Annotated in this window: 4 protein-coding genes; 3 read left to right on the top strand and 1 reads right to left on the bottom strand. The window is 71.6% G+C overall.

Annotation, left to right across the window (positions count from 1 at the left end; translation table 11 throughout):
- Window positions 1-206: 206 nt before the first annotated feature.
- Window positions 207-1,244, bottom strand: coding sequence for a 3-dehydroquinate synthase family protein (locus G9272_RS05995; protein ID WP_171395554.1), 1,038 nt, complete (start codon window positions 1,242-1,244; stop codon window positions 207-209).
- Window positions 1,245-1,585: 341 nt separating this feature from the next.
- Between G9272_RS05995 and G9272_RS45155 the strand changes: the two genes are divergently transcribed.
- From G9272_RS45155 to G9272_RS05980, 3 genes are all read left to right on the top strand, one after another.
- Window positions 1,586-11,083, top strand: a complete 9,498-nt coding sequence (locus tag G9272_RS45155; RefSeq protein ID WP_171395553.1) for a type I polyketide synthase — start codon at window positions 1,586-1,588, stop codon at window positions 11,081-11,083.
- A gap of 34 nt (window positions 11,084-11,117) precedes the next feature.
- On the top strand, window positions 11,118-16,730 hold the full coding sequence (locus G9272_RS45885; protein WP_171395552.1) for a type I polyketide synthase: 5,613 nt from the start codon (window positions 11,118-11,120) through the stop codon (window positions 16,728-16,730).
- 85 nt (window positions 16,731-16,815) lie between these two features.
- On the top strand, window positions 16,816-26,763 hold the full coding sequence (locus G9272_RS05980; protein WP_171395551.1) for a type I polyketide synthase: 9,948 nt from the start codon (window positions 16,816-16,818) through the stop codon (window positions 26,761-26,763).
- The last annotated feature ends 45 nt before the right edge of the window (window positions 26,764-26,808 follow it).

The following is a 26,808-nucleotide window of genomic DNA, read 5'->3' as shown; positions in this document are numbered from 1 at the left end:
GGGCCGACGGCCCTCATGGCCGGCGGCGGCCCGCCCGCCGCCGGGAACGACGTGGTCCGCCTGCCGGGAACGACGTGGTCCGCCTGCCGGGAACGACGTGGTCCGCGCCGGTCCGGACGAACTCCTCGCCCGGACCGGCCCGAACCGCCCGTCGCACCCGAACCCTTCTCAGGCCGCCGCGCGCGGCATCCGCACCCGAACCCTTCTCAGGCCGCCGCGCGCGGCATCTCCGCCAGCACCCGCGCGACGACGTCCTCCGGCAGATCAGGCACCAACTCGGCGCCGTCCTTGCCGTCCAGCACGAAGGTCAGCCCCGACATCGCCTTCTTGTCCAGCCGTACGAGTTCGATCAGCCGGGCCGGAGCGACGTCCGCGGGCAGCTCGTGGGGCAGCCCGTAGTGACGCACCACTTCCAGGTGCTCCGCCGCCCGCTGCCCGTCGATCCGGTCCATGGCCCGGGCGAGCCGCCCCGCGAACACGGTGCCGATCGCCACCGCTTCGCCGTGCCGCAGCCGGAAGTCCGTGGCCAGCTCCAACGCGTGGCCCATGGTGTGGCCGTAGTTGAGCAGGTGGCGCAGGCCGGTGTCGCGCTCGTCGGCGGACACGATCTGTGCCTTGCGCGCCACACTCGCCGCGATCTGCTCCGGCAGCGGCAGCTCCCGCAGGTCGCCGGCGCCGATGAAGTGGCAGCGGGCGATCTCCCCGTAGCCGTTGAGCATCTCCCGCTCGGGCAGGGTCTCCAGGTAGTCGGTGTCGCACAGCACCGCACTGGGCTGCCAGTAGGCGCCGATGAGGTTCTTGCCCTCGGGTGTGTTCACCGCGGTCTTGCCGCCGACGCTGGCGTCCACCTGCGCGAGCAGCGTGGTCGGAAGATGTACCACGGGCACCCCGCGGTGGAAGAGGGCGGCGGCGAGACCCACGACGTCCGTCGTGGTGCCGCCGCCGACCGAGACGACGACATCGTCACGGGTCAGGCCGAAACGCACGAACTCCCGGCACAGCGATTCGACCGTGCCGAGCGTCTTGTCCCTCTCGCCGTCACGGGCTCGCAGGACCAGCGAGGGCACGCCGGGGTCGGGAATCCAGGCGTCCGGCCGAGCCGAGACCACCGCCGCGCGCCGCGCTCCCATCCGCTCGACGATCCCGGACAGCGAGTGCCGCACCCCGGGTCCGATGTCGACGGGATAGGAGCGGTCGCCGAGTTCCACCCGGATACGGGTGTGATGGGGTGCCGAATTCGTCATGTCCGTGTGTGTCCCTTTCTCTGCCGTCCCGCCGTCGCAAGAAGGCTTCCGGGAAAAATAGATCCCGCTCCCAGGGCACTGACGGAAATGCGATGGCCGCTCATGGTGTATTTCGGGCCGACAGCCAATAACGCGATGACTGTCAGTACGGCGATGGAGCTTAATGCCGTCGGCCCGCCGCTCCAACCCCTGCTTATTAATTCTGGTCACTCTTCAAGATAGGGATGAGTAGGGGGGTGATGAGGGGGTGTGGAGGAGCGTCGGATGACAAGACTGTGCCGGGTAGGGCGTCTGCCCTTGCGGACTGCCCGTCTGCTCTCGCCCCGGAGGGATGGCGACACATGTTGCGCACGGAGCTGATCCGGCCGCTTCCCGAGCTGCTGGTCCACCAGGCCCGGCAATTCGGTGCCAAGATCGCCTACCGGGACGCCCGACGGAGCGTCAGCTACACCGACCTGGAGTCGCGGACCCGACGACTGGCCGGACACCTGGCGGAGTTGCGGCTGCAACCGGGCGACCGTGCGGCCATCTGCCTGGGCAACCGCGTCGAGATCGTCGAGAGTTACTATGCGATCACCCGGGCCAGTGCCATCGGAGTCCCCGTCAACCCGCAGAGCAGTGACGCGGAACTCGCGCACGTCCTTGACGACAGCGGCGCCCGGATCGTCATCACCGACCACCCGCATGTGGAACAGCTGCGGCGCCTGCTTCCGGACCGTCCGCACCTCACGGTCGTCCTGGTCGGCGACGGGCCGGTGCCGTCGGGCTTCCTGCCATACGAACCGTTCGTGACCCGGGAACCCGCCACGCCGGCCCGTGATGACCTCGGTCTCGACGATCTGGCGTGGATGCTCTACACCTCGGGCACCACCGGCAGGCCCAAGGGCGTGCTCTCCACCCAGCGCAACTGCCTGTGGTCGGTGGCCGCCTGCTATGTGCCGGTGCCCGGGCTCGGCCCCGAGGACCGCGTCGTGTGGCCTCTGCCTCTCTTTCACAGCCTCTCGCACATCGCCTGCGTGCTCTCCGTGGTGGCCGTGGGCGCCAGCGCCCGCATCGTCGACGGTCTGTCGGCTGAGGACGTGCTGACCGCCCTGGACGAGGAGCGCGCCACCTTCCTGGCCGGCGTGCCCACTCTGCTGCACTATCTGCTCGACGCGGCCCGCGACCGCGGCTTCACCGCTCCACAGCTGCGTGTGGCCCTGGTGGGTGGCGCGGTCACCACGGCATCGTTGCGCCGGTCGTTCGAGCGTGTCTTCGGCGTTCCCCTCATCGACGCCTACGGCTCCACCGAGACCTGCGGCTCCATCACCGTCAACTGGCCCTCGGGTGCCCGCGCCGAGGGCTCCTGCGGCCTGCCGGTGGTGGGTCTGGGCGTACGCCTGGTGGACACGCGGACCGGCGAGGACGTCGCCGACGGCCAGGAGGGCGAGGTGTGGGTGCGCGGGCCGAGTGTCATGGCCGGGTACCACAACCAGCCCGAAGCCACCGCGGCCGCCTTCCACGACGGCTGGTACCGCACCGGCGACCTGGCCCGCCGTGACGAGGCCGGCTACTTCACGATCACCGGCCGCCGGAAGGAACTGATCATCCGCGCCGGGGAGAACATCCATCCGGGAGAGGTGGAGGAGGTCCTGCGCACCGTCCCGGGCGTCGCCGACGTCGCGGTGGTCGGCAAGCCGCACGACGTGCTGGGCGAGGTACCGGTCGCGTTCATCGTCCCCGGCTCTCAGGGACCGGACACGGAACGGCTGTTCACCGAGTGCCGCGACCGCCTCTCCTACTTCAAGGTGCCCGAAGAGCTGTACGAGATCGAGGCGATCCCACGCACCGCCTCGGGCAAGATCGTGCGGCATCGGCTGCTGGAGACGCCCGCCCGGCTGCGCGCCACCAGCAGCGGCCTGTACGACTCGCTGTTCCGCGTCGACTGGATACCCAGCTCCCCGCTCTCCCTGGGCGGAGCCCCGGGCGAGCCGGGCGACTGGGCGCTGGCGGGCTCCGACTCGCTCGGCCTGGCCGCCGCCCTTCAGGACGCCGGCGTACCGTGCGAGGTCCACACCGACCCGGCCGCCGCCCGCACGGCCGCCCGGGGCGGCACCGGCGTCCTCCTCACGGACCGGACCGCCTACGACGCCGGGGCGGGCATCGAGGAGTTCGTCGCGTCCCTACAGGACTGGCTGGCCGACGACCGCAACGAGAACGTCACGCTCGTGATCCTCACCCGGCGCGCCGTGGCCGCCGGCGACGGCGAGGACGTACAGGACCCCGCGCACACCCCGCTGTGGGGCCTGGTCCGCGCGCTACAGACCGAGCACCCGGGCAGACTCGTGCTCGCCGACCTCGACAGCGACGGTCTCGGCGAGGACGGCGCGCGCTCCCTGGCCGCCGCCGTGAACGTCGGTGAACCGCAGTTCGCCATCCGCTCCGGTGTCGCCCTGCTGCCGCGCTTCGCCCGCGTCTCCATGGACCGCGAGGAGCAGCCGCTTCCGCTGCTCGACCCCGACGGGACGGTCCTGGTCACCGGCGCCGCCACCGCCCAGGGAGCCGCGCTCGCACGCCACCTCGTGACCGCGCACGACGCCCACCACCTGCTGCTGGGCTTCACCCCCGGACACGGCGACGAGAGCGTACAGACGCTGTGCGCCGAACTCGCCGGGGCCGGCGCCCGCGCCACCGCAGTCGCGTGCGACACGGGCGACCGCGCCGCGCTCGCCGAGCTGCTCGCGGACGGTGGCCGACCGCCGCTGACGGCCGTGGTGCACGCGGAGGAGATCACCGGAACCGGCACCGTGTCCGCCGCGGCGCACGCCCTGCACGACCTGACCGCCGACCGCGACCTGGCCGCCTTCGTCCTGTGCTCCTCTCCCCTGGGAGTCCTGGGCGCCCCCGGCGCCGGCGACATCGCAGCCGAGAGCGCCGCGCTGGAGGCGCTGGCCCAGCACCGGCGCGCCCACGGCCTGCCCGCGTTGTCCCTGGCCTGGGGCCCCTGGAAGGACGGCGCGGTCGAGAGCGCCGTACCCTTCGCGGCGGGCGAACTCACCGAACAGCAAGCCCTGGTGATGTTCGACGCCGCGCACGCCGCCGGCGAGGCCGCGTTCATCGCGATGCGCCTCGACAACGCCGCCCTGCTCACCGGCCCGGTCCCCGCACCGTTGCGCGGACTGATCGACACCACGGCTCAGGAGGCGCGCGCCGAGACCTCGGAGCTGCGCGGCCGACTGGAGAGCCTGCCCGCCGAGGAGCAGGAGGAAATCCTGCTGCGGCTGGTGCGCACCGAGGCCGCCGCGGTCCTCGGACGCACCGGCACCGAGGACGTCCCGGCCGACCGGGCCTTCAAGGACCTGGGGTTCACCTCCGTGATGGTCGTGGCCCTGCGCGACCGGCTCAGCACCGCCACCGGACTGCGGCTCCCCGCCACCAGCGCCTTCGACCACCCCACCCCCGAAGCCCTGGCGCACCGGCTGCTGGAGGAGGTCTACGGCGAGACCGCCGACCCGGCCCGGCCCGCCCCCGCCGCGGTCTCCGACGAGCCGATCGCCATCGTCTCGATGGGCTGCCGGCTGCCGGGCGGCGTCACGTCACCCGAGGACCTGTGGCGTCTGGTCGCCGACGGCGCCGACGGCCGCTCCCCGTTCCCGTCCGACCGGGGCTGGAACCTGGAGGAGCTGTACGACCCCGACCCCGACGCCGCCGGAAAGTCGTACGTCACGCAGGGCGGCTTCCTCGACGACGTGGCCGGCTTCGACGCCGAGTTCTTCGGGATCTCCCCGCGCGAGGCGGTGGCGATGGACCCCCAGCAGCGGCTCCTCCTGGAGACCTCCTGGGAGGTCCTCGAACGCGCGGACCTGGACGTGAGGGCCCTGCGCGGCGCGGACGTCGGCGTCTTCGCGGGGGTCATGTACCACGACTACACCACCCGGGCGGTGCGGCCCGCGAGGGAGATCGAGGGCTACCTCGGCGTCGGCGGCGCGGGCAGCGTCGTCTCCGGCCGGGTGTCGTACACCTTCGGCTTCGAGGGCCCCGCCGTGACGGTGGACACGGCGTGCTCGTCCTCGCTGGTCGCCCTGCATCTCGCCGCCCAGGCGCTGCGCGCGGGGGAGTGCTCCCTGGCGCTGGCGGGCGGTGTCGCGGTGATGGCGACCCCGGGCAGCTTCGTCGAGTTCTCGCGGCAGCGCGGACTCGCTCCCGACGGACGCTGCAAGGCCTTCGCCGCCGCGGCGGACGGCACCGGCTGGTCCGAGGGCGTGGCGCTGCTGCTGCTGGAGCGGCTGTCGGACGCCCGCCGCAACGGCCACGAGGTCCTCGCCGTCGTCCGCGGCTCCGCCATCAACCAGGACGGCGCCTCCAACGGCCTCACCGCGCCCAACGGCCCCTCCCAGCAGCGCGTCATCCGCCAGGCCCTCGCCAACGCGGACCTCACCCCCGCCGACGTCGACGCCGTCGAGGCGCACGGCACCGGCACCTCCCTCGGCGACCCGATCGAGGCGCAGGCCCTTCTCGCCACCTACGGTCAGGAACGGCCCGGCGACGGCCACCCGCTGTGGCTCGGCTCCCTCAAGTCCAACATCGGCCACGCGCAGGCCGCCGCCGGTGCGGCAGGCGTGATCAAGATGGTGCAGGCGATGCGGCACGGCGTGCTGCCCCGGACGCTCCACGTCGACGCCCCGACGCCCGAAGTGGACTGGACCCGCGGCGCGGTCCAACTGCTCACCGAGCCCAGGCCCTGGCCCGAGACCGGACGCCCGCGCCGCGCGGGCGTGTCCTCCTTCGGCATCAGCGGCACCAACGCCCACGTCGTCCTCGAACAGCCCACCGAGGACCCCGCCACGACTCCCGCCGACGGACCGGACCCGGCGGACACGGCGGAGCGCGCGCTGCCCGACGGACTCGTCCCGCTCGTCCTCTCCGCCAAGTCTCCCCAGGCCCTGCGCGCGCAGGCCGGACGTGTCGCCGCCCTTCTCGACGCGGAGCCGGCGCCCGCCCTCGCCGATGTCGCCCTCACGCTCAGCGGCCGCTCCGCCTTCGAGCACCGCACGGTCGTGGTCGCCCGCTCCGCGGACGAGGCCCGCGACGCCCTGGCCGCCCTCGCCGCCGGCGACGGCACGACCGGCACCGCCACCGACGGCAAACTCGCCGTCGTCTTCTCCGGCCAGGGCGCGCAACGCCCCGGGACGGGCCGCGACCTGTACGCGTCGTTCCCGGTGTACGCCCGCGCCTTCGACGAGGTCTGCACCACCCTGGACCGCCGGCTCGACCGCCCGCTGCGGGACGTCGTCCTCGCCGAACCCGGCACTCCCGACGCGGACCTGCTCGACCGGACCGCCTACACCCAGGCAGCCCTGTTCGCCGTCGGAGTGGCCCTCTACCGGCTGGTCGAGTCCTGGGGCGTGCGCCCCGATCTGGTCGCCGGGCACTCCATCGGTGAGCTCGCCGCCGCCCATGTGGCCGGTGTGTGGTCCCTGGAGGACGCCGCGGTCCTGGTCGCCGCCCGCGGCGCGATGATGCAGCGGCTGCCTGAGGGCGGTGCCATGATCGCCGTACAGGCCACCGAGGACGAGGTCGTCGCCGAGCTCACCGAGGGAGTCGCTGTCGCGGCGCTCAACGGCCCCGAAGCCGTCGTCCTCTCCGGTGACGCGCCCGCCGTCGAAGCCGTGGCCGCCGTGCTCGCGGCCCGCGGCCGCAAGACGAAACGGCTGCGCGTCTCGCACGCCTTCCACTCGCCGCGCATGGAGCCGATGCTCGATGCCTTCCACGAGGTCGCCGCCCAACTGAGCTTCCACACCCCCGCCCTGCCCGTCGTCTCCAACCTGACCGGCTCCCTCGCCGACCCCGCACAGCTGTGCTCCCCCGAGTACTGGGTACGCCACGTCCGCGGCACGGTCCGCTTCGCCGACGGCCTTCGCACCCTGCGCGAACAGGGCGTCACCACCGTGCTCGAACTCGGGCCCGGCGGAGTGCTGACCGCCATGGCGCAGGACTGCCTTCCCGAGGCCGTCGACTGCGTGGCCGCACTGCGCGACGGACGGCCGGAACCCGCGACGCTGCTCGCGGCCGTCGCCCGGGCCCACACCAGGGGCGCCCGCGTCGACTGGCCCTCGCTGTTCGCCGGCAGCGGCGCCAGCGGCACCGTCGTACCGACGTACGCCTTCCAGCACCGGCGCTACTGGCTCGACGCCGCCCCCGGCGCCGGTGACCTCGGAGCCGCGGGCATCACCGCGGCCGGCCACCCGCTGCTGACCGCGGCGGTGGAACTGCCCGAGGCCGATGCCGTCACCTTCACCGGGCGCCTGTCCCGGGCCGACCGGCCCTGGCTCGCCGACCACGCGGTCGACGGCACGGTCCTGCTGGCCGGAACGGCGCTGGTCGAGATGGCCGTCCGGGCCGGCGACGAGGTCGGGCACGGCGCCGTCCGCGAACTCGTCCTGGCCGCGCCCCTGGTGCTGCCCGCCGACGGTGCGGTGCGCATCCGCGTGCACGTCGGCGCCCCGGACGAGACCGGCGACCGCCCCGTCTCCGTCCACTCCCGCCCCGACGGCGACGACGGGGCGTGGACCCGCCACGCGAACGGTGCCCTGACACGGACGAACCCCGGCGACGCGCCGGGCATCGACACCACCCCGTGGCCCCCGCCGAACGCCACGGCCGTGCCCGTCACGGACTTCTACCGGCAACGCGCCGAGGCCGGCTACGAGTACGGCCCCGCCTTCCAGGGACTGCGCGCGGTGTGGACCGACGGAGAGGAGGTTTTCGCCGAGATCGCCCTCGACGACGAACACCACGACGACGCCGACCTGTTCGGCCTGCACCCGGCCCTCTTCGACGCCGCCCTGCACCCCAGCGCATTCGGCGGCGTCGCCGAGCCCGGCGAAGGAAGGCGTCTGCTGCCCTTCGCGTGGAACGGCGTACGACTGCACGCCTCGGGTGCCAAGGCCCTGCGGGTCCGGCTGACCCCCGCCGGAGAGAGCGGGGTGTCCCTGCGCATCACCGACGCCACCGGAGCCCCGATCGTCGACGTCGACTCCCTCGTCCTGCGCCCCGTGGCGGCCGAACACCTGCGCCCGGCTACCGAAGCCGGACACGAATCCCTGTTCCGTACGACGTGGACGGCGCTGCCGGTCACGGCGCGCGCGGACGTTCCGCACGGCATCCGCGCCCTCGACGCCACTGGAGACGGCACCTCGGCCGAGGACGTACGCGCGCTCGCCGACCGTGTGCTGGGAGACCTCCAGGCATTTCTGGCCGAGCCCGGCGACGACACATCGCGGCTGCTGGTGGTCACCAGGGGCGCCGTCGCCGTTCTCGACGGCGAGAGCGTCACCGACCCGGCGGCAGCCGCGGTCTGGGGCCTGGTGCGCTCCGCCCAGGCCGAGCACCCCGACCGCTTCCTCCTGGCCGACATCGACGGACACGACGCCTCCCGCGACGCGCTCACCGGGCTCCTGGTGGTGGCCGCGGCCATGGAGGAGTCGCAGTTCGCGGTACGTGACGGCGAGGTGTCCGTGCCCCGCCTCGTCCGCGCCGCCGCGGTCGGCCTGACGGTTCCCGAAGGCGCCGGCACCTGGCATCTGGACACCACCGGGCCCGGCACCCTGGAGAACCTGGCCCTCGTGCCGAATGCCGCATCCGGCCCACCGGCCCCCGGCCAGGTCCGGGTGGCCGTCCGCGCCGCAGGCATGAACTTCCGCGACGTCATGATCGCTCTGGACATGTACCCCGGGAGGGCCGCGATCGGCGGCGAGGGCGCGGGCATCGTCCTGGAGACCGGCCCCGGCGTGACCGGCCTGGCGCCCGGTGACCGGGTCATGGGCCTGTTCCCCGGCGGGGCGTTCGGCCCGGAGGCCGTGACCGACCACCGCAGGCTCGTTCGCGTCCCCGAGGGATGGACCTTCGCACAGGCCGCCGCCGCGCCCATCGCGTTCCTCACCGCCCTCTACGGCCTGCGCGACCTGGCCGGCGTCCGGCCCGGTGAGACCGTCCTGGTCCACGCCGCGGCCGGCGGCGTCGGCATGGCCGCCGTCCAGGTCGCCCGTCACCTGGGCGCCGAGGTCTACGGCACCGCCAGCCCCGGCAAGTGGGACACCCTCCGTGCCCGCGGACTCGACGACGCGCACCTGGCCAACTCCCGCACCACCGACTTCGAGCAGGACTTCCTTGACGCCACCGACGGCCGTGGCGTCGACGTCGTCCTCGACGCACTGGCCGGCGAGTTCGTCGACGCGTCCCTGCGCCTGCTGCCGCGGGGCGGGCGCTTCCTGGAGATGGGCAAGACCGACATCCGTGACGCCACAGAGGTCGCCGAACGCCACCCCGGGGTCGAGTACCGCGCCTACGACCTCGCGGAGGCGGACGACGACCGTATCCGCGAGCTGCTGGACGAACTCGTCGGCCTCTTCGACCGCGGAACCCTCACCCCGCTGCCGGTGACGGCATGGGACGTACGGCACGCCCCGGACGCCTTCCGGCACCTCAGCCGGGCCCGCCACACCGGCAAGGCCGTCCTCACCCTGCCACGCCGGCCCGACCCCGACGGCACCGTCCTGGTCACCGGCGGCACCGGCTCCCTCGGCGCACTCGTCGCCCGCCACCTCGTCACCGAACACGGCGCCCGCAACCTGCTGCTCACCAGCAGGCGCGGCCCCGACGCGCCCGGCGCGCGGGAACTCACCGCCGAACTCACCGCCCTGGGGGCGACCGTACGTGTCGAGGCCTGCGACGCCGCCGACCGCGACGCCCTGGCCCTGCTGCTGGACTCCGTCCCCGCAACCGCGCCCCTGACGGCCGTCGTGCACACCGCGGGCGTCGTCGACGACGGCGTGCTCGCCGCGCTCACCCCGCAGCGGATGGCCACCGTCCTGCGGCCCAAGGCCGACGCAGCCCTCAACCTGCACGAGCTGACCCGGGACCTCGACCTCGCCGCCTGGGTGCTGTTCTCCTCGGCCGCCGGTGTCCTCGGCAACCCCGGGCAGGCCAACTACGCGGCAGCCAACTCCTTCCTCGACGGACTCGCCCGCGTCCGCAGTGCCGAAGGACTGCCCGCGGTGTCGCTCGCCTGGGGCCTGTGGTCGCACGCGAGCGGCATGACCAGCACCCTCGCCGAAACCGACCGCCGGCGCACCGAACGCGACGGCATGCTCGGGCTGACGGCCGAGGAGGGACTGGCCCTCCTCGACACCGCCCTGACCGCCGGGGAACCGGCCCTCGTGCCGACCCGGCTCGACCTGAGCGTGCTGCGCGACCGGGCCGCTTCCGGCGGGCTTCCCCCGATGCTGCGCGCACTCGTACGCGCGCCGCGCCGCGCCGCTACCGCCGGTACGACCCCCCAACGCACTCTGGCCGAACGGCTCGCGGGACTCCCCGCGGAGGAGAAGGCCGCCCTCGTTCTGGACGTGGTCCTCAAGGAAGCCGCGACTGTCCTCGGCCACTTGGACGCCTCACTGGTCGTACCCGACCGCGCCTTCAAGGAGGCCGGGTTCGACTCGCTGACAGCGGTGGAACTGCGCAACCGGCTCGGCAGGGCGGCAGGTACCAGGCTGCCCACGACGGCCGTGTTCGACTACCCGGCTCCCACCGCGCTCGCCGACTACCTGCTCAAGGCCCTCGACCAGGAATCCGATCCGGTCGCGGCCAGACTCGACGCCCTGGAAGCGGCGCTCGACGCCCTGTTGGCGGAGGAACTGGAGCACTCCGGCATCCACTCCCGGCTGCGGTTCCTCGGATCGAGGCTCGAAGAAGCCGCCCTGAAGAGCGGCCCCGACGAGAGCGGCGACCGGACCCGGCACCTCGAAGCCGCCACCGCCGACGACGTCTACGCCTTCATCGACAACGAGCTCGGGCTCGGCTGACCCGCCAGGCACGCGGAAGAGGAGATCAGGTTCCATGACCACCGACGAGAAGGCACTCACCTACCTCAAGCGGGTCTCGGCCGAGCTGCAACAGACGCGCGAGAAGCTGCGCGAGGAACAGAACCGGCGCACCGAACCCATCGCCATCGTGGCCATGGGCTGTAGGCTGCCGGGAGGTGTGACCTCCCCCGACGGGCTGTGGCGGCTGGTGTCCGAGGGCACCGACGCCGTCGGCGCCTTCCCGGCCGACCGTGGCTGGGACCTCGACACCCTCTACGACCCCGACCCGGACGTGTCCGGAACGTCCTACGTCCGTGAGGGCGGCTTTCTCGACGACGTGGCCGGTTTCGACGCGCCCTTCTTCGGGATCTCCCCGCGCGAGGCGCTGGCGATGGACCCGCAGCAGCGACTGCTCCTGGAGACCTCCTGGGAGACCCTGGAGCGTGCCGGGATCGATCCCGCCACCCTCAAGGGCGAGAGCGTCGGCGTCTTCACCGGCGTCGCCGGACAGGAATACGCCCCCCGCATGGGCACCGGCTCCGAGGAGATCGAGGGTTACGTCCTCACCGGCGGCGCGGGCAGCGTCGTTTCCGGACGAGTGGCGTACACCCTCGGCTTCGAGGGCCCCGCGGTGACGGTCGACACCGCGTGCTCGTCGTCCCTGGTGGCGATCCACCTCGCCGCTCAGGCGCTGCGTTCCGGCGAGTGCTCGCTCGCGCTGGCGGGCGGCGTGGCCGTGATGTCGACCCCGGGCGCCTTCGTGGAGTTCTCGCGCCAGCGCGGACTGGCCCTGGACGGCCGCTGCAAGGCGTTCGCTGCTGCGGCGGACGGCACCGCCTGGGCCGAGGGGGTGGGCGTCCTGCTGCTGGAGCGTCTGTCGGACGCCCGCCGCAACGGCCACGCCGTCCTCGCGGTCGTCCGCGGCAGCGCGGTGAACCAGGACGGTGCGTCCAACGGCCTGACCGCGCCCAACGGCCCTTCCCAGCAGCGTGTCATCCGGCAGGCGCTGGAGAACGCCCGGCTGTCCGCGGCGGATGTCGACGTGGTGGAGGCGCACGGCACCGGTACGTCCCTCGGTGACCCGATCGAGGCACAGGCCCTCCTCACCACCTACGGCCGCTTCCGCCCCGAGGACTCACCCCTGTGGCTGGGCTCCCTGAAGTCCAACATCGGTCACACACAGGCCGCCGCGGGTGTGGCGGGTGTGATCAAGATGGTGCAGGCGATGCGGCATGGTGTGCTGCCGAAGACGTTGCATGTGGACGCTCCGACGCCTGAGGTGGACTGGTCGGCGGGTGCGGTCGAGTTGCTGACCGAGGCGCGGGAGTGGCCCGAGCGGGGCGAGCCGCGGCGTGCCGGTGTGTCGTCCTTCGGCATCAGCGGCACCAACGCGCACATCATCCTGGAGCAGGCCAGGCCCGAAGAACCCTCCGACACCCCCGCGCCGGCACGTACGGTCCCCAGTGGCGTCGTACCGCTGACCCTGTCGGGCACGACCCCCGAAGCTCTGCGCGCCCAGGCGGCCTCCCTCGCCGACCACCTCCGTGCCTACCCGGGCACCCCTCTGCACGACACGGCACTGTCGCTCCTGACCACCCGAACTCGCTTTCCCCATCGCGGTGTTGTGGTCGCCGGCACGCACGAGGAGGCCGTGGAGCGTCTGGCGGCCCTCGCTGTCGCGCCCGACACTGCACCGGCCGTTCATGGTGGTGGGGGTGTGGTGTTTGTGTTTCCGGGTCAGGGGGCGCAGTGGGTGGGGATGGCGTTGGGGTTGTTGTCGGAGTCGGTGGTGTTTGCGGAGTGGATGGCGCGGTGTGGGGAGGCGTTGGCGCCGTTTGTGGGGTGGTCGTTGGTTGATGTGTTGGGTGATGAGGAGGCGTTGGGGCGGGTTGAGGTGGTGCAGCCTGTGTTGTGGGCTGTGATGGTGTCGTTGGCGGGGTTGTGGCGGTCGGTGGGTGTGGAGCCGGCTGGTGTGGTGGGTCATTCGCAGGGGGAGATCGCGGCGGCGTGTGTGGTGGGTGCGTTGTCGTTGGAGGACGGTGCGCGGGTGGTGGCGGGGCGTAGTGCGGTGATTGCGTCGTCGCTTGCTGGTGGGGGTGGGATGTTGTCGGTTGCTCTGCCGGTGGGTGTGGTGGAGGGGCGTTTGGGTGGGGGGTTGTCGGTTGCTGCGGTGAATGGTCCGTCGTCGGTGGTGGTGGCGGGTGGGGTGGATGCGTTGGGGGTGTTGGAGGAGGAGTTGGGTGCTGAGGGGGTGCGGGTGCGTCGGGTTGCGGTGGATTACGCGTCTCATTCGGTGGAGGTGGAGCGGGTTGAGGGTGAGTTGGCGGGGGTGTTGGAGGGTGTGTCGGCGGTGTCGTCGGGGGTGCCGTTCTATTCGACGGTGATGGGTGGGGTGGTGGATACGGCGTTGTTGGACGGGGGGTATTGGTATCGGAATCTGCGGGAGCCGGTGCGTTTGGAGGAGGTGACGCGGCGGCTGTTGGGTGAGGGGCGGCGGGTGTTTGTGGAGATGAGTCCGCATCCGGTGCTGGGTTTTGTGGTGGCGGAGACGATGGGTGCGGTGGGTGTGGACGGCCTGGTGGTGGGGTCGTTGCGTCGTGGTGAGGGGGGTCTGGAGCGGTTCTTGCGGTCGGTGGGTGAGGTGTTTGCGGGGGGTGTTGATGTTGATTGGGAGGCTGCGTTCGATGCGTGGGGGGCCCGGCGGGTGGAGTTGCCGACGTATCCCTTCCAACACCAGCGCTACTGGCTGAAGACGGAACGCGCCGGGGGCGACGTCTCCTCCGCCGGCCTCACCCCTTCCGCACACCCGCTCCTCGGCGCCGCCGTGGAACTGCCCGGAACCGGCGGCGTCGCCTTCACCGGCCGCTGGTCCGTACGCACCCATCCCTGGCTGGCCGACCACGCCGTGTGGGGCACGGCCCTGCTGCCCGGCACCGGCTTCGTCGACCTGGTCCTCACCGCCGGCGCCGAGGCCGACTGCGGCGCCCTCGAGGAACTCGTCATCGAAGCACCCCTCATCCTCCCCGAGGACGGCAGCATCCAGGTCCGCGTCGAGATCACCGAACCCGACGAGTCCGGCCGCCGCGCCGTCTCCGTCCACTCCCGCCCCGAGGGCGACGAACCCGGCTGGACGCGCCACGCAACCGGCACGCTCCTCCCCGAGGACCTGGACTCCTCCGAGCCCACGCTCGCCTGGCCACCGGCCGACGCCACCCCCGTACCCGTGGACGCCGCGTCCGTGTACGCGGACCTGGCCGAGCGCGGCTACGAGTACGGTCCCGCCTTCCAGGGACTGCGCGCGGTGTGGACCCGCGACGACGAGATATTCGCCGAGGTCGCGCTGCCCGAGCAGCAGCAGGAGGACGCGGGACGCTTCTCCCTGCACCCCGCCCTGCTCGACGCCTCGCTGCACGCCCCGCTGATCTACGGCACCGGACTGCCGCGACTGCCCTTCTCCTGGAACGGCATCACCCTGTGGACCCGCGGAGCCTCCCGCCTGCGGGCACACTTCGTCCCCGCGGGCGAGGAGACCTGGCAGGTCACCGTCACCGACCACACGGGCGCCCCCGTCGCCCGCATCGACGCCCTCATAGGCCGTCAGGTGACCCAGGAACAGCTCGCAGAAGCCCGGCTGGCCCGCGAAACCGGCTCCTCGCGACTCGACAACATGGTCTACGGCACGAACTGGGCCCCGGCCGAGGCCACGGACCTAGCAGCGGCACCCACCGGCACCTGGCTGGTCGCCATGCCCGCCGGCCACACGGACGACGCCACCATCACCGCGTGCCTCACCGCCCTCGGCGACCGGGGCACCCACGTCGTACCACTGCCCGTCGACACATCCGGACGCGGCGCCCTCACCGACCTCATCGCCCGCGCGGTGCCCGACGTGAACGCCATCACGGGCGTCCTGTCCCTGCTCGCTCTCGACGAGACCGGCCACCCCGGAGTCACCGGCGGTCTGGCGGCGACACTCGCCCTGGTCCAGGCGCTCGGCGACGCCGGCATCGAGGCACCGCTCTGGCTCGCCACCCAGAACGCCGTCGCCACCTCCGACACCGACCCGGTGCACAGCACCGACCAGGCCGCTCTGTGGGGACTCGGCCAGGTCGCCGCGCTCGAACACCCGGCCCGCTGGGGCGGACTGATCGACCTCCCCGCCACCCTCGACGACGAGACGGGCGCCCTGCTCACCACGGTGCTCGGCGGCGGCAGCGGCGACGAGGACCAGCTCGCCCTGCGCGACGGCATGGTCCTCGTCCGACGCCTGGAGCGGACACCGCTGTACCGGCCGCAGCCGGACGAGACGCTGTGGCAGCCCACCGGCACCACACTGATCACCGGCGGTACCGGAGCCCTCGGCGGCCACGCCGCCCGCCGGATGGCCGCAGGCGGCGCCGGACACCTGGTCCTCGTCAGCCGCCGAGGCTCCGACAGCCCGGGCGCCGCCGAACTGACCGCCGAACTCACCGAGGCCGGCGCCCGGGTCACCGTGGCCGCCGTCGACGTCACCGACCGGCAGGCCCTGGCGGACCTGCTGGCGAAGCTGACGGCGGACGGCGACCCGGTGCGCACGGTGGTGCACGCCGCCGGCGTCAACGGCTTCGGCTCCCTGGAGGAGACGACACTCGACGACTTCGGCGCCGTCGTGTCGGCCAAGGTGGCAGGCGCGGCCCACCTCGACGCACTGCTTGGCGACACCCCCTTGGACGGGTTCATCGTGTTCTCGTCCATCGCGGGAGTCTGGGGCAGCGGCAGCCAGAGCGCCTACTCCGCGGGCAACGCCTATCTGGACGCCCTCGCCCTGCGTCGGCAGGGTCAGGGCCGGACCGCCACCTCCATCGCCTGGGGAGCCTGGGGCGGCGGCGGCATGGTCGACGCCACCTCGGCACCGCAACTGCGCCGCCAGGGCATCGAGACCGTACGCCCCGAGCTGATGCTGACCGCCCTCGACCGCGCCCTGACGGGCGGTCAGAGCGGCCTCACCGTCGCGAACATCGACTGGAAGCGTTTCCACGCGGCGTTCACCGCACGCCGGCCCTCCGCGCTTCTCCAGGGCGTACCAGAGGTCCGCCGGATCGCGGCGGCCGAAGCCCGCGCAAGGCGTGCCGACCTCGCCACGGCCGGCTCGCTGCGCCAGCGCCTGGCCGGCCTCGATGAGGGCGCTCAGAACGAGATTCTGCTCGACCTGGTCCGCGCGGAGACCGCCGTCGTTCTCGGCCACCGGGACGCGCACGCCGTCCACCCGGACCGTGCCTTCCAGGAGCTGGGCTTCGACTCGCTCACCGCGGTCGAACTGCGCAACAAGCTGTCCGCGGCCACCGGCCTGCGGCTGCCCGCCACGCTGCTCTTCGACCACCCGGCACCGGCCGTGCTCGTCGCCCACCTGCGCGAGGCCCTCGCTCCGGAGGGCGGGCCCACAGTGCACCGGGCGGTCGCCGAGGTCGAGAAGCTCAGGACCGCGCTCGCCTCCGTACCCGACGACCGGACGGTCCGCGCCCAGGTCACCGCCGCCCTGCAGGTCCTGCTGGCCAAGTGGTCTCCGGACGCCGCCCAGGACGGAACGGACGACGACCTCGACTCGGTCACCGACGACGAGGTCTTCGACATCATCGACAACGAGTTCAACGAGTTCACGGCTTCCTGACGCAGCCGTTCCCCGCTTCCTGGCGCAGCCCGTCCCCGCCGCCCACTCGCCGTCAGAAGTCTTTCTCTAGGAGCTGACCTTCCCCATGGCCGACGACAAGAAGTACCGCGAATACCTCAACAAGGCCGTTGCCACCGCCCGTCAGGCAACCCGCCGACTGCGCGAGGTCGAGGAGAAGGCATGGGAGCCCATCGCCATCGTCGGTATGGCCTGTCGTCTGCCGGGAGGCGTGACCTCCCCCGAGGACCTCTGGCGGATGGTGGCCGACGGCATCGACGGCATCACCCCCTTCCCGGCCGACCGAGGCTGGGACCTGGAGGGCATCTACGACCCGGACCCCGACGCACCGGGAACGTCCTACGTCCGTGAGGGCGGCTTTCTCGACGACGTGGCCGGTTTCGACGCGCCCTTCTTCGGGATCTCCCCGCGCGAGGCGCTGGCGATGGACCCGCAGCAGCGACTGCTCCTGGAGACCTCCTGGGAGGTCTTCGAACGTGCCAACATCGACCCCACCTCCCTGCGCGGACGCAGGATCGGCCTCTACACCGGCGTCATGCACCACGACTACGCCCCGCGCGTACGACAGGTCCCCGAGGACCTGGAGGCGTACCTCGGACGCGGCAGCACCGGTAGCTTCGCCTCGGGCCGCGTGTCGTACACGCTCGGCATCGAAGGCCCCTCGGTGACGGTCGACACCGCCTGCTCCTCGTCGCTGGTCGCCATCCACCTGGCCGTCCAGTCCCTGCGCGCCGGTGAGTCCGAGATGGCGCTGGCGGGCGGCGCGGCCGTGATGGCCGACAGCAAGATGTTCGTCGAGTTCTCCCGCCAGCGCGGGCTCTCCCCGGACGGCCGGTGCCGCGCCTTCGCCGCCGGCGCCAACGGCACCGGCTTCTCCGAGGGGGTGGGCGTCCTGCTGCTGGAGCGTCTGTCGGACGCCCGCCGCAACGGCCACGACATCCTGGCCGTCGTCCGCGGCACCGCCGTGAACCAGGACGGTGCGTCCAACGGCCTCACCTCGCCCAACGGCCCCGCCCAGCGGGAGGTGATCCGGCAGGCGCTGGAGAACGCCCGGCTGTCCGCGGCGGATGTCGACGTGGTGGAGGCGCACGGCACCGGTACGTCCCTCGGTGACCCGATCGAGGCGCAGGCCCTCCTCGCCACCTACGGCCAGGAGCGGCCCGGCGACGGCCGCCCGCTGTGGCTGGGTTCGCTGAAGTCCAACATCGGTCACGCCCAGTCGGCTGCGGGTGTGGCGGGTGTGATCAAGATGGTGCAGGCGATGCGGCATGGTGTGCTGCCGAAGACGTTGCATGTGGACGCTCCGACGCCTGAGGTGGACTGGTCGGCGGGTGCGGTCGAGTTGCTGACCGAGGCGCGGGAGTGGCCCGAGCGGGGCGAGCCGCGGCGTGCCGGTGTGTCGTCCTTCGGCCTCAGCGGCACCAACGCCCATGTCGTCATCGAGTCCGCACAGGCTGCGGCGCCCGCGTCCGAGGAGTCCGGCCCGGCGGACCCCGAAGCCACCGCACCCGGGGCGCCCGCCGAGTCCATGCCGCCGGACGCCGAACAGGCCGAACAGGTCGTGCCCCAGGGCGTGGTGCCACTGGCCCTGTCGGGCAAGACCCCCGACGCCCTGCGCGAGCAGGCCAGGCGGCTCGCCGCTTTCCTGGAGGACCGGCCCGAGGCCGCACTCCACGACGTCGCCCTCTCCCTGACCTCACGCGCGGCGTTCGACCACCGCGGTGTGGTGGTCGCCGGCACTCGGCAGGAAGCACTGAGCCGCCTCACCGCCCTGGCAGAGAACACCTCGGTACCGACTGCCGTTCATGGTGGTGGGGGTGTGGTGTTTGTGTTTCCGGGTCAGGGGGCGCAGTGGGTGGGGATGGCGTTGGGGTTGTTGTCGGAGTCGGTGGTGTTTGCGGAGTGGATGGCGCGGTGTGGGGAGGCGTTGGCGCCGTTTGTGGGGTGGTCGTTGGTTGATGTGTTGGGTGATGAGGAGGCGTTGGGGCGGGTTGAGGTGGTGCAGCCTGTGTTGTGGGCTGTGATGGTGTCGTTGGCGGGGTTGTGGCGGTCGGTGGGTGTGGAGCCGGCTGGTGTGGTGGGTCATTCGCAGGGGGAGATCGCGGCGGCGTGTGTGGTGGGTGCGTTGTCGTTGGAGGACGGTGCGCGGGTGGTGGCGGGGCGTAGTGCGGTGATTGCGTCGTCGCTTGCTGGTGGGGGTGGGATGTTGTCGGTTGCTCTGCCGGTGGGTGTGGTGGAGGGGCGTTTGGGTGGGGGGTTGTCGGTTGCTGCGGTGAATGGTCCGTCGTCGGTGGTGGTGGCGGGTGGGGTGGATGCGTTGGGGGTGTTGGAGGAGGAGTTGGGTGCTGAGGGGGTGCGGGTGCGTCGGGTTGCGGTGGATTACGCGTCTCATTCGGTGGAGGTGGAGCGGGTTGAGGGTGAGTTGGCGGGGGTGTTGGAGGGTGTGTCGGCGGTGTCGTCGGGGGTGCCGTTCTATTCGACGGTGATGGGTGGGGTGGTGGATACGGCGTTGTTGGACGGGGGGTATTGGTATCGGAATCTGCGGGAGCCGGTGCGTTTGGAGGAGGTGACGCGGCGGCTGTTGGGTGAGGGGCGGCGGGTGTTTGTGGAGATGAGTCCGCATCCGGTGCTGGGTTTTGTGGTGGCGGAGACGATGGGTGCGGTGGGTGTGGACGGCCTGGTGGTGGGGTCGTTGCGTCGTGGTGAGGGGGGTCTGGAGCGGTTCTTGCGGTCGGTGGGTGAGGTGTTTGCGGGGGGTGTTGATGTTGATTGGGAGGCTGCGTTCGATGCGTGGGGGGCCCGGCGGGTGGAGTTGCCGACGTATCCCTTCCAACACCAGCGCTACTGGCTCGATGCGAACGACAGGCCCGCCGTCGAGGCCGACCCCGTCGACACCGCCTTCTGGGCCGCGATCGAGGCCGGCGACACCGACGCCCTCGCCGACGACCTCCAGCTCAAGGCCTCCGTACTCGACGAAGTCCTGCCCGCACTCTCCTCCTGGCGACGCCGCCGACGGGAACGGTCCGTCGTCGACGGATGGCGTTACCGCCTCGGCTGGGACCGGATCGACACCACCGGCACCCTCTCGGGCACCTGGCTCATAGCCGCCGGCACCGACAGCGGTCCGCTCGCCGAAGCCGTCGCCACCGGTCTCACCGAGCGCGGCGCGCAGATCGTGCGCATCGAGGTCGACACCGAGAACACGGACCGGGAGGCGCTGGCCGCTGCCCTGCCCGACCAGCCCTTCTCGGGGATCGTGTCGCTCCTGGCACTCGACGCCCGGCCGCACCCCGTCCACACCACCTGGTCGCGCGGCACGATCGGCACCGTGACCCTCGTCCAGGCACTCGGTGACGCCGGCATCGAGGCACCCTTGTGGGCGGTCACGTCCGGCGGCGTCGCCGTCGCAGACCCCGCCGAGCTGACCGACGTCTCCCAGCACGTCATGTGGGGCATCGGCACCGTCCTGGCACTGGACCACCCCCGGACCTGGGGCGGCCTCGTCGACCTGCCCTCCGGCACCGACGAACCCGACCCGCACACCCTTGACCTGCTGTGCGCCGCCCTCTCCGGAGCCGACGAGGAGGACCAACTCGCCGTACGCCCCGACGGCCTGCACGCCCGCCGCATGCGCCGCGCCCCGCTGGAGGACACCCCGGCCCCCAAGCCCTGGACTCCGCGCGGCACCGTCCTGATCACCGGTGGCACCGGCGGCACAGGAGCCCACGTCGCCCGCCGACTCGCCGAGCTCGGCGCCGAACATCTGGTACTGACCAGCCGCCGCGGCCCCGACGCCCCCGGCGCCGGTGAACTCCGCACCGAACTCGAGGCCCACGGCACCCGGGTCACCATCACCGCCTGCGACATCGGCGACCGTGACACGGTCGCCGCCCTCCTCGACGCCGTCCCCGCCGAACTGCCACTGACCGCCGTCCTGCACCTCGCCGGCGCGCCCCAGACCGAATCACCCCTGTCCGGGCTCACGGTCGAGCAGTTCGCCGAGATGGGCCGCGCCAAGATCGCCGGTGCCCGTCATCTGGACGACCTGCTCGGCGACCGCGATCTCGACGCCTTCGTCCTCTTCTCCTCCGGCGCCACCGCCTGGGGCAGCAACGGCCTGACGTCGTACGCCGGAGCCAACGCGTACCTCGACGCGCTGGCCCACCACCGGCGCGCCCGCGGACTGACTGCCACCTCCATCGCCTGGGGCGCGTGGGACGGCGGCGGCATGGTCGACGCGTCGATGGCGGGGGAGTTCGCCAAGCTCGGCCTCTCCCTGATGGAACCCCGCCTCGGTGTGGCCGCACTGGTGCAGGCCGTCGAGCACGACGAGACGCACGTGGTCGTCGCCGGCATCGACTGGACCCGCTTCGCCCCGGCCTTCACCCTCAGCCGACCCCGGCCCCTGCTGCGTGGCTTGCCCGAGGTCACCGAACTCCTCGTCGGCAGTACCGAGGACCGCCCCGACACCGATGCCTCCGCCCTGCGTGCCGAACTCCTGGAGCTCTCACCGGCCGAACAGGAACACCTGCTGGTGAGCCTGGTGCGGACCGAAGCCGGAGCCGTCCTGGGCCACACGGACGCCGAAGGCGTCGAGGCGGACAGGGCGTTCAAGGAGATCGGGTTCGACTCGGTCACCGCGGTCGAACTGCGCAACCGTCTCAACGCCGCCACACAGCTGCGCCTGCCCGCCACCCTCGTCTTCGACTACCCGAACCCCAGGGCGCTGGCCGACCACCTGCGCGCGGAACTCGTCGGCGACGATGTTGCCGAGGCCCTGCCCGCCGTCGCACCGTCACCGTCCCCCGCGGCCGACGACCCGATCGCGATCGTCTCCATGGGCTGCCGCCTCCCCGGCGGCGTGACCTCGCCCGAGGACCTGTGGACCCTGCTCGCCGAGGGCCGCGACGCGCTCGTCGACTTCCCGGCCGACCGCGGATGGGACCTGGACGGTCTGCTCTCCGACGACCCGGACGCCCCCGGCACGACCTACGTCCGCAAGGGCGGTTTCCTGCACGGCGTCGCCGACTTCGACGCCGGCTTTTTCGGCATCAACCCCCGTGAGGCGTTGGCGATGGATCCGCAGCAGCGGCTGCTGCTGGAGACCTCGTGGGAGGTCTTGGAGCGGGCGGGCATCGACCCGATGTCACTGAGGGGCAAGGACGTCGGTGTCTTCACCGGCATGGGAGCCCAGGACTACACCCCGCGCCTCGGCGGCGGTGCCGATGGCACCGAGGGCTATGCCCTGACCGGCAGCGCGGGCAGCGTCGCCTCCGGCCGCGTGTCGTACGTCCTGGGCCTGGAGGGTCCCGCGCTCACCATCGACACGGCATGCTCGTCCTCGTTGGTGGCGATGCACTCCGCGATGCAGGCCCTGCGCAATGGTGAGTGCTCGCTCGCCCTGGCCGGCGGAGTGGCCGTGATGTCCAGCCCCGGCGTCTTCGTCGAGTTCTCACGGCAGCGGGGCCTGGCGCCGGACGGGCGCTGCAAGGCGTTCGCCGAGGGCGCGGACGGCACGGGCTGGGCCGAGGGCGTCGGAGTCGTCCTGCTGGAGCGTCTGTCGGACGCGCGGCGTAACGGTCATGAGGTGCTGGCTCTGGTGCGGGGCAGTGCGGTGAACCAGGACGGTGCGTCGAACGGCCTGACCGCTCCGAACGGACCCTCCCAGCAGCGTGTGATCCGGCAGGCGTTGGCGAACGCAGGGTTGTCGGCGGCTGATATCGACGTCGTGGAGGCGCACGGTACGGGTACGTCGTTGGGTGATCCGATCGAGGCGCAGGCGCTGATCGCGACGTACGGTCAGGAGCGGCCCGGCGACGACCGTCCGCTGCTGCTCGGGGCCCTGAAGTCGAACCTCGGTCACACGGGAGCCACCGCGGGTGTGGCGGGTGTGATCAAGATGGTGCAGGCGATGCGGCATGGTGTGCTGCCGAAGACGTTGCATGTGGATGCTCCGTCGTCGGAGGTGGACTGGTCGGCGGGTGCGGTGGAGTTGCTGACGGAGTCGCGGGAGTGGCCGGCAGTAGCGGACCGTCCTAGGCGCGCTGGTGTGTCGGCGTTCGGTATCAGTGGGACGAATGCGCATGTGATTTTGGAGGCTGTTGAGCCTGCGGGTCCGGTGGAGCGTGCGGTGGTGCCGGGTGGTGTGGTGCGTGATGGTGTGGTGCCGTTGGTGGTGTCGGGCAGGTCGCCGGAGGCGGTGCGTGCTCAGGCGGTGCGGCTGGCTGAGTTCCTTGACCGGGAGCGTGAACTGAGCCTCACGGACGCCGCGTATTCGCTGGCGACGACGCGTGCTCGTTTCGATCATCGTGCGGTGGTGGTGGCGGGTTCGGTGGAGGAGGCGCGGGAGGGGCTCGCGTCGGTACGGCCGGAAACAGTGGTTGCGGGTCGTCTGGGTGTGTTGTTCACGGGCCAGGGTGCGCAGCGGGCCGGGATGGGACGTGAACTGTATGAAGTGTTCCCGGTGTTCGCGGATGCCTTTGACGAGGTGTGCGCGGCAGTGGACAAGAGTCTGGGCCGTTCGCTGAAGGATCTGGTCTTTGGTGATGAGGCGGCGCTGTTGGACGAGACGGGGTATGCGCAGCCGGCGCTGTTCGCGGTTGAGGTGGCGTTGTTCCGGCTGGTGGAGTCGTGGGGTGTGCGTCCCCATTATGTGGCGGGTCATTCGATTGGTGAGGTGACGGCTGCGTATGTGGCGGGTGTGTGGTCGTTGGAGGATGCGGCGGCTTTGGTGGTGGCGCGGGGCAGGTTGATGCAGGCGTTGCCGTCGGGTGGGGTGATGTTCGCGGTCGAGGCGGCGGAGGGCGAGGTCACGCCCCTGCTTGGTGACGGTGTGAGTGTCGCTGCGATCAATGGTGCGACGTCGTTGGTGCTGTCGGGTGCGGAGGATGCGGTTGCGGCGGTGGTGGCGCGTTTCGAGGGCCGTCGAATCAAGCGGTTGCGGGTCTCGCATGCTTTTCATTCGTCGTTGATGGATCCGATGCTGGAGGAGTTCCGTCGGGTTGTGGCGGGGCTGACGTATCACGAGCCTGCGGTGCCGGTGGTGTCGAATCTGACGGGTGAGGTGGCGGACGCGGGTCGGTTGTGTTCGCCGGAGTACTGGGTGGAGCATGTGCGTGGCACGGTCCGTTTCCACGACGGTGTCCAGACGTTACGGGAGCAGAAGGTCTCCACGTTTGTGGAGTTGGGTCCTGATGGTGTGCTGTCGGGGATGGTGGCGCAGGACTGTGTCCCGTCGCTGCGGCGGGGCATGCCGGAGGACCGTGCGCTGCTGGTCGCCCTGGGTCAGTTGCACTCGCGTGGTGTCGATGTCGACTGGGAGAAGGTGTTCGCCGGTACCGGTGCCCGCCGTGTGGACCTGCCCACGTACGCCTTCCAACGCCAGCGCTACTGGCTGTCCGCCACCCCACCGGCGACTGACGTGTCGATGGGTCACCCGCTGCTCAGCGCGGTGATGGCAGTGCCGGAGACCGGAGGTGTGCTGTGTACTGGACGGTTGTCGCGCAAGGCTCAGCCATGGCTGGTCGAGGACTCCGTGCCGGGCACAGGCACCGGCATGGTGCCGGGGGCCGCCCTGGTCGAACTGGCGATCCGCGCGGGCGATGAGGTCGGCGTCGGTACGGTGCGTGGGCTGACGATCGAGACACCGATCGTGCTGCCGGCCACGGGAGCCCTTCGTGTGCAGGTCTCCGTCGGGGGCGCCGACGACGAGGGGCACCGCACGGTGGGCGTGTACACCCGCGCCGAACAGGGCGACGAGCCCTGGACTCGCCACGCCACCGGCACGCTGACGCCCTCTGGCACGGTTCCGGTACCAAGTGGTGGCGCGGCCGCGCAGGAGGAGTACATCGAGCTCGCCCTGGGCGAGGAACTCGCCGCAGACGCTGGACGCTTCGGTCTGCACCCGGTGCTTCTGGAGGCCGCGGCCCATGCGACCGGGCACTCCGGCCTGTCCGCGGAGTGGCGTGGGGTGACCCTGCACGCCACCGGTGCCGCGGCCGTCCGGATCCGGGTGACACCGGCCGAGAGCGGTTCCGACGCGTCGCGCCTGGAAATCTTCGATGCCGGTGGCGAAGGTGCCTTGGTTGCGTCGGTGGAGTCGCTCGTGGTGCGGGGGGTCACTGAGGAGCAGTTGCGGGTGTCGGGTGGCGGTGGTGGTGATGCGCTGTTCCGGGTGGAGTGGTCTCGTCTGCCGGTGCGTGATGACGCGGACGACGTCGCGGACGACGTCGCGGACGACGTCGCGGACGACGTCGCGGACGACGTGGCGGACGATGTCGAGGTGGAGTTGCTGGAGGTGGAGTCGGCTTCGCTGAGTGCTGAGGACGTTCGTCGGGTCTCTGCCGGTGTTCTGTCTGCTGTGCAGTCGTTTCTTGTGTCGTCGGGTTCGGGGCGTTTGGTGGTGGTGACGCGGGGCGCGGTGGATGTTGTTGTTGTTGGGGGCGGGTCTGGTGTGGTGGATCCGGTGGCGGCTGCGGTGTGGGGTCTGGTGCGTTCGGCGCAGGCGGAGAATCCCGGCCGGATGGTTCTGCTGGATGTGGGGGTGGGTGAACCGGTGCCTGCCGGCAAGGTGTTGGCGGGTGTGGTGGCTTTGGGTGAGCCGCAGGTTGCGGTGCGTTCGGGCGGGGTGTTCGTGCCGCGGTTGTCACGCGTCGTGTCCCCGTCGTCGGCTGAGCCGGTGTTCCGTTCGGGTGGCACGGTGTTGGTGACGGGTGGGACGGGCACGCTGGGTGCTGTGGTGGCGCGGCATTTGGTTGCTGTGCATGGTGTGCGCAGTTTGGTGCTGACCAGTCGGCGGGGTCTGGAGGTGCCCGGGGCGCAGATGTTGAAGGCGGAGCTGGAGCAGGCCGGTGCCGTGGTGCGGGTGGCGGCGTGTGATGTGGCTGATCGTGATGCGCTGGCCGGGCTGTTGAATGACATGCTTGCCGATGCTCCGTTGTCGGGTGTGGTGCATACCGCTGGTGTGCTGGATGACGGTGTGATCGCGGGGTTGACGGCGGAGCGTTTGGCGGGGGTGTTCCGTCCGAAGGTCGATGCGGTATTGACGCTGCATGAGGCGACCCAGGGCATGGACCTGGATGCGTTCGTCTTGTATTCCTCGGCCGCCGGTGTGCTGGGTGGTCCGGGGCAGGGCAACTATTCGGCTGCGAACGCGTTCCTGGATGCTTTCGCGCAGTGGCGCCGCGGGCAGGGTCTGCCTGCCGTGTCGCTGGCGTGGGGCTTGTGGGGTGCGTCGAGTGCGATGACGGGTTCGCTCGGGGAGTCCGACCAGGCCCGTATGAGCCGTGGTGGTATTCGTCCGTTGTCCGTCGATGAGGGCATGGCGCTCTTCGACGCCGGTCTCGGTGCCGACGAACCAGCGCTGATGCCGGTCAAGTTCGACTTCGCCGTCCTCACCGAGCAGGCGGCAACCGACCGGATGCCCTTCATGCTGCGGGGCCTGGTCCGCCGGCCACGCCGGACCGTCCGCACCAATGCCGCCGGTGGCACCGGCAGCGTGGCGGGGGAGTCCCTGGCCGACCGGCTTGCGAAGATGCCGCAACCTGAGCGGCAGCGTGCCCTGCTCGACCTGGTGAGTGCCGACGCCGCGACCGTACTGGGCGGCCGTCGCGGGCGGGATGCCATCGCGCCGGACCGTGCCTTCAAGGACCTCGGCTTCGACTCGCTCACAGGCGTGGAACTGCGCAACCGGCTCACGGCGGCCACGGGGCTCCAATTGCCCGCCTCGGCCGTGTTCGACTACCCGACGCCGGCCGCTCTCGCCGACGTCCTGCTGGAGCAACTGGGCGTCTCGCCGATGTCCGTGCTCGCCGAACTGGACCGACTGGAAGCGGCGTTGAGCAGTACGTCCCTGGACGACGATGTCCTGGCCCAGACGGCCAAGCGCCTGCAAACCCTGGCGACCCGGTGTGCGGCGTCCGGTGCCCTCGTGGAGGACGAGGCGAGTTTCGACCTCGATTCCGCCTCCGACGACGAACTCTTCAGCTTCGCAGAGAACGAGCTCGGCTCTTCCTGACAGCGGCGTCGGCCCCCACACCTGTTGAGCAGAAGGACTTTCGAT

Origin of the sequence: Streptomyces asoensis, assembly GCF_013085465.1 — a bacterium.
Taxonomy (GTDB): Bacteria; Actinomycetota; Actinomycetes; order Streptomycetales; family Streptomycetaceae; genus Streptomyces; species Streptomyces cacaoi_A.
The sequence above is the reverse complement of the archived record's forward strand: the minus strand, read 5'-3'. Positions and strand labels throughout refer to the sequence as shown.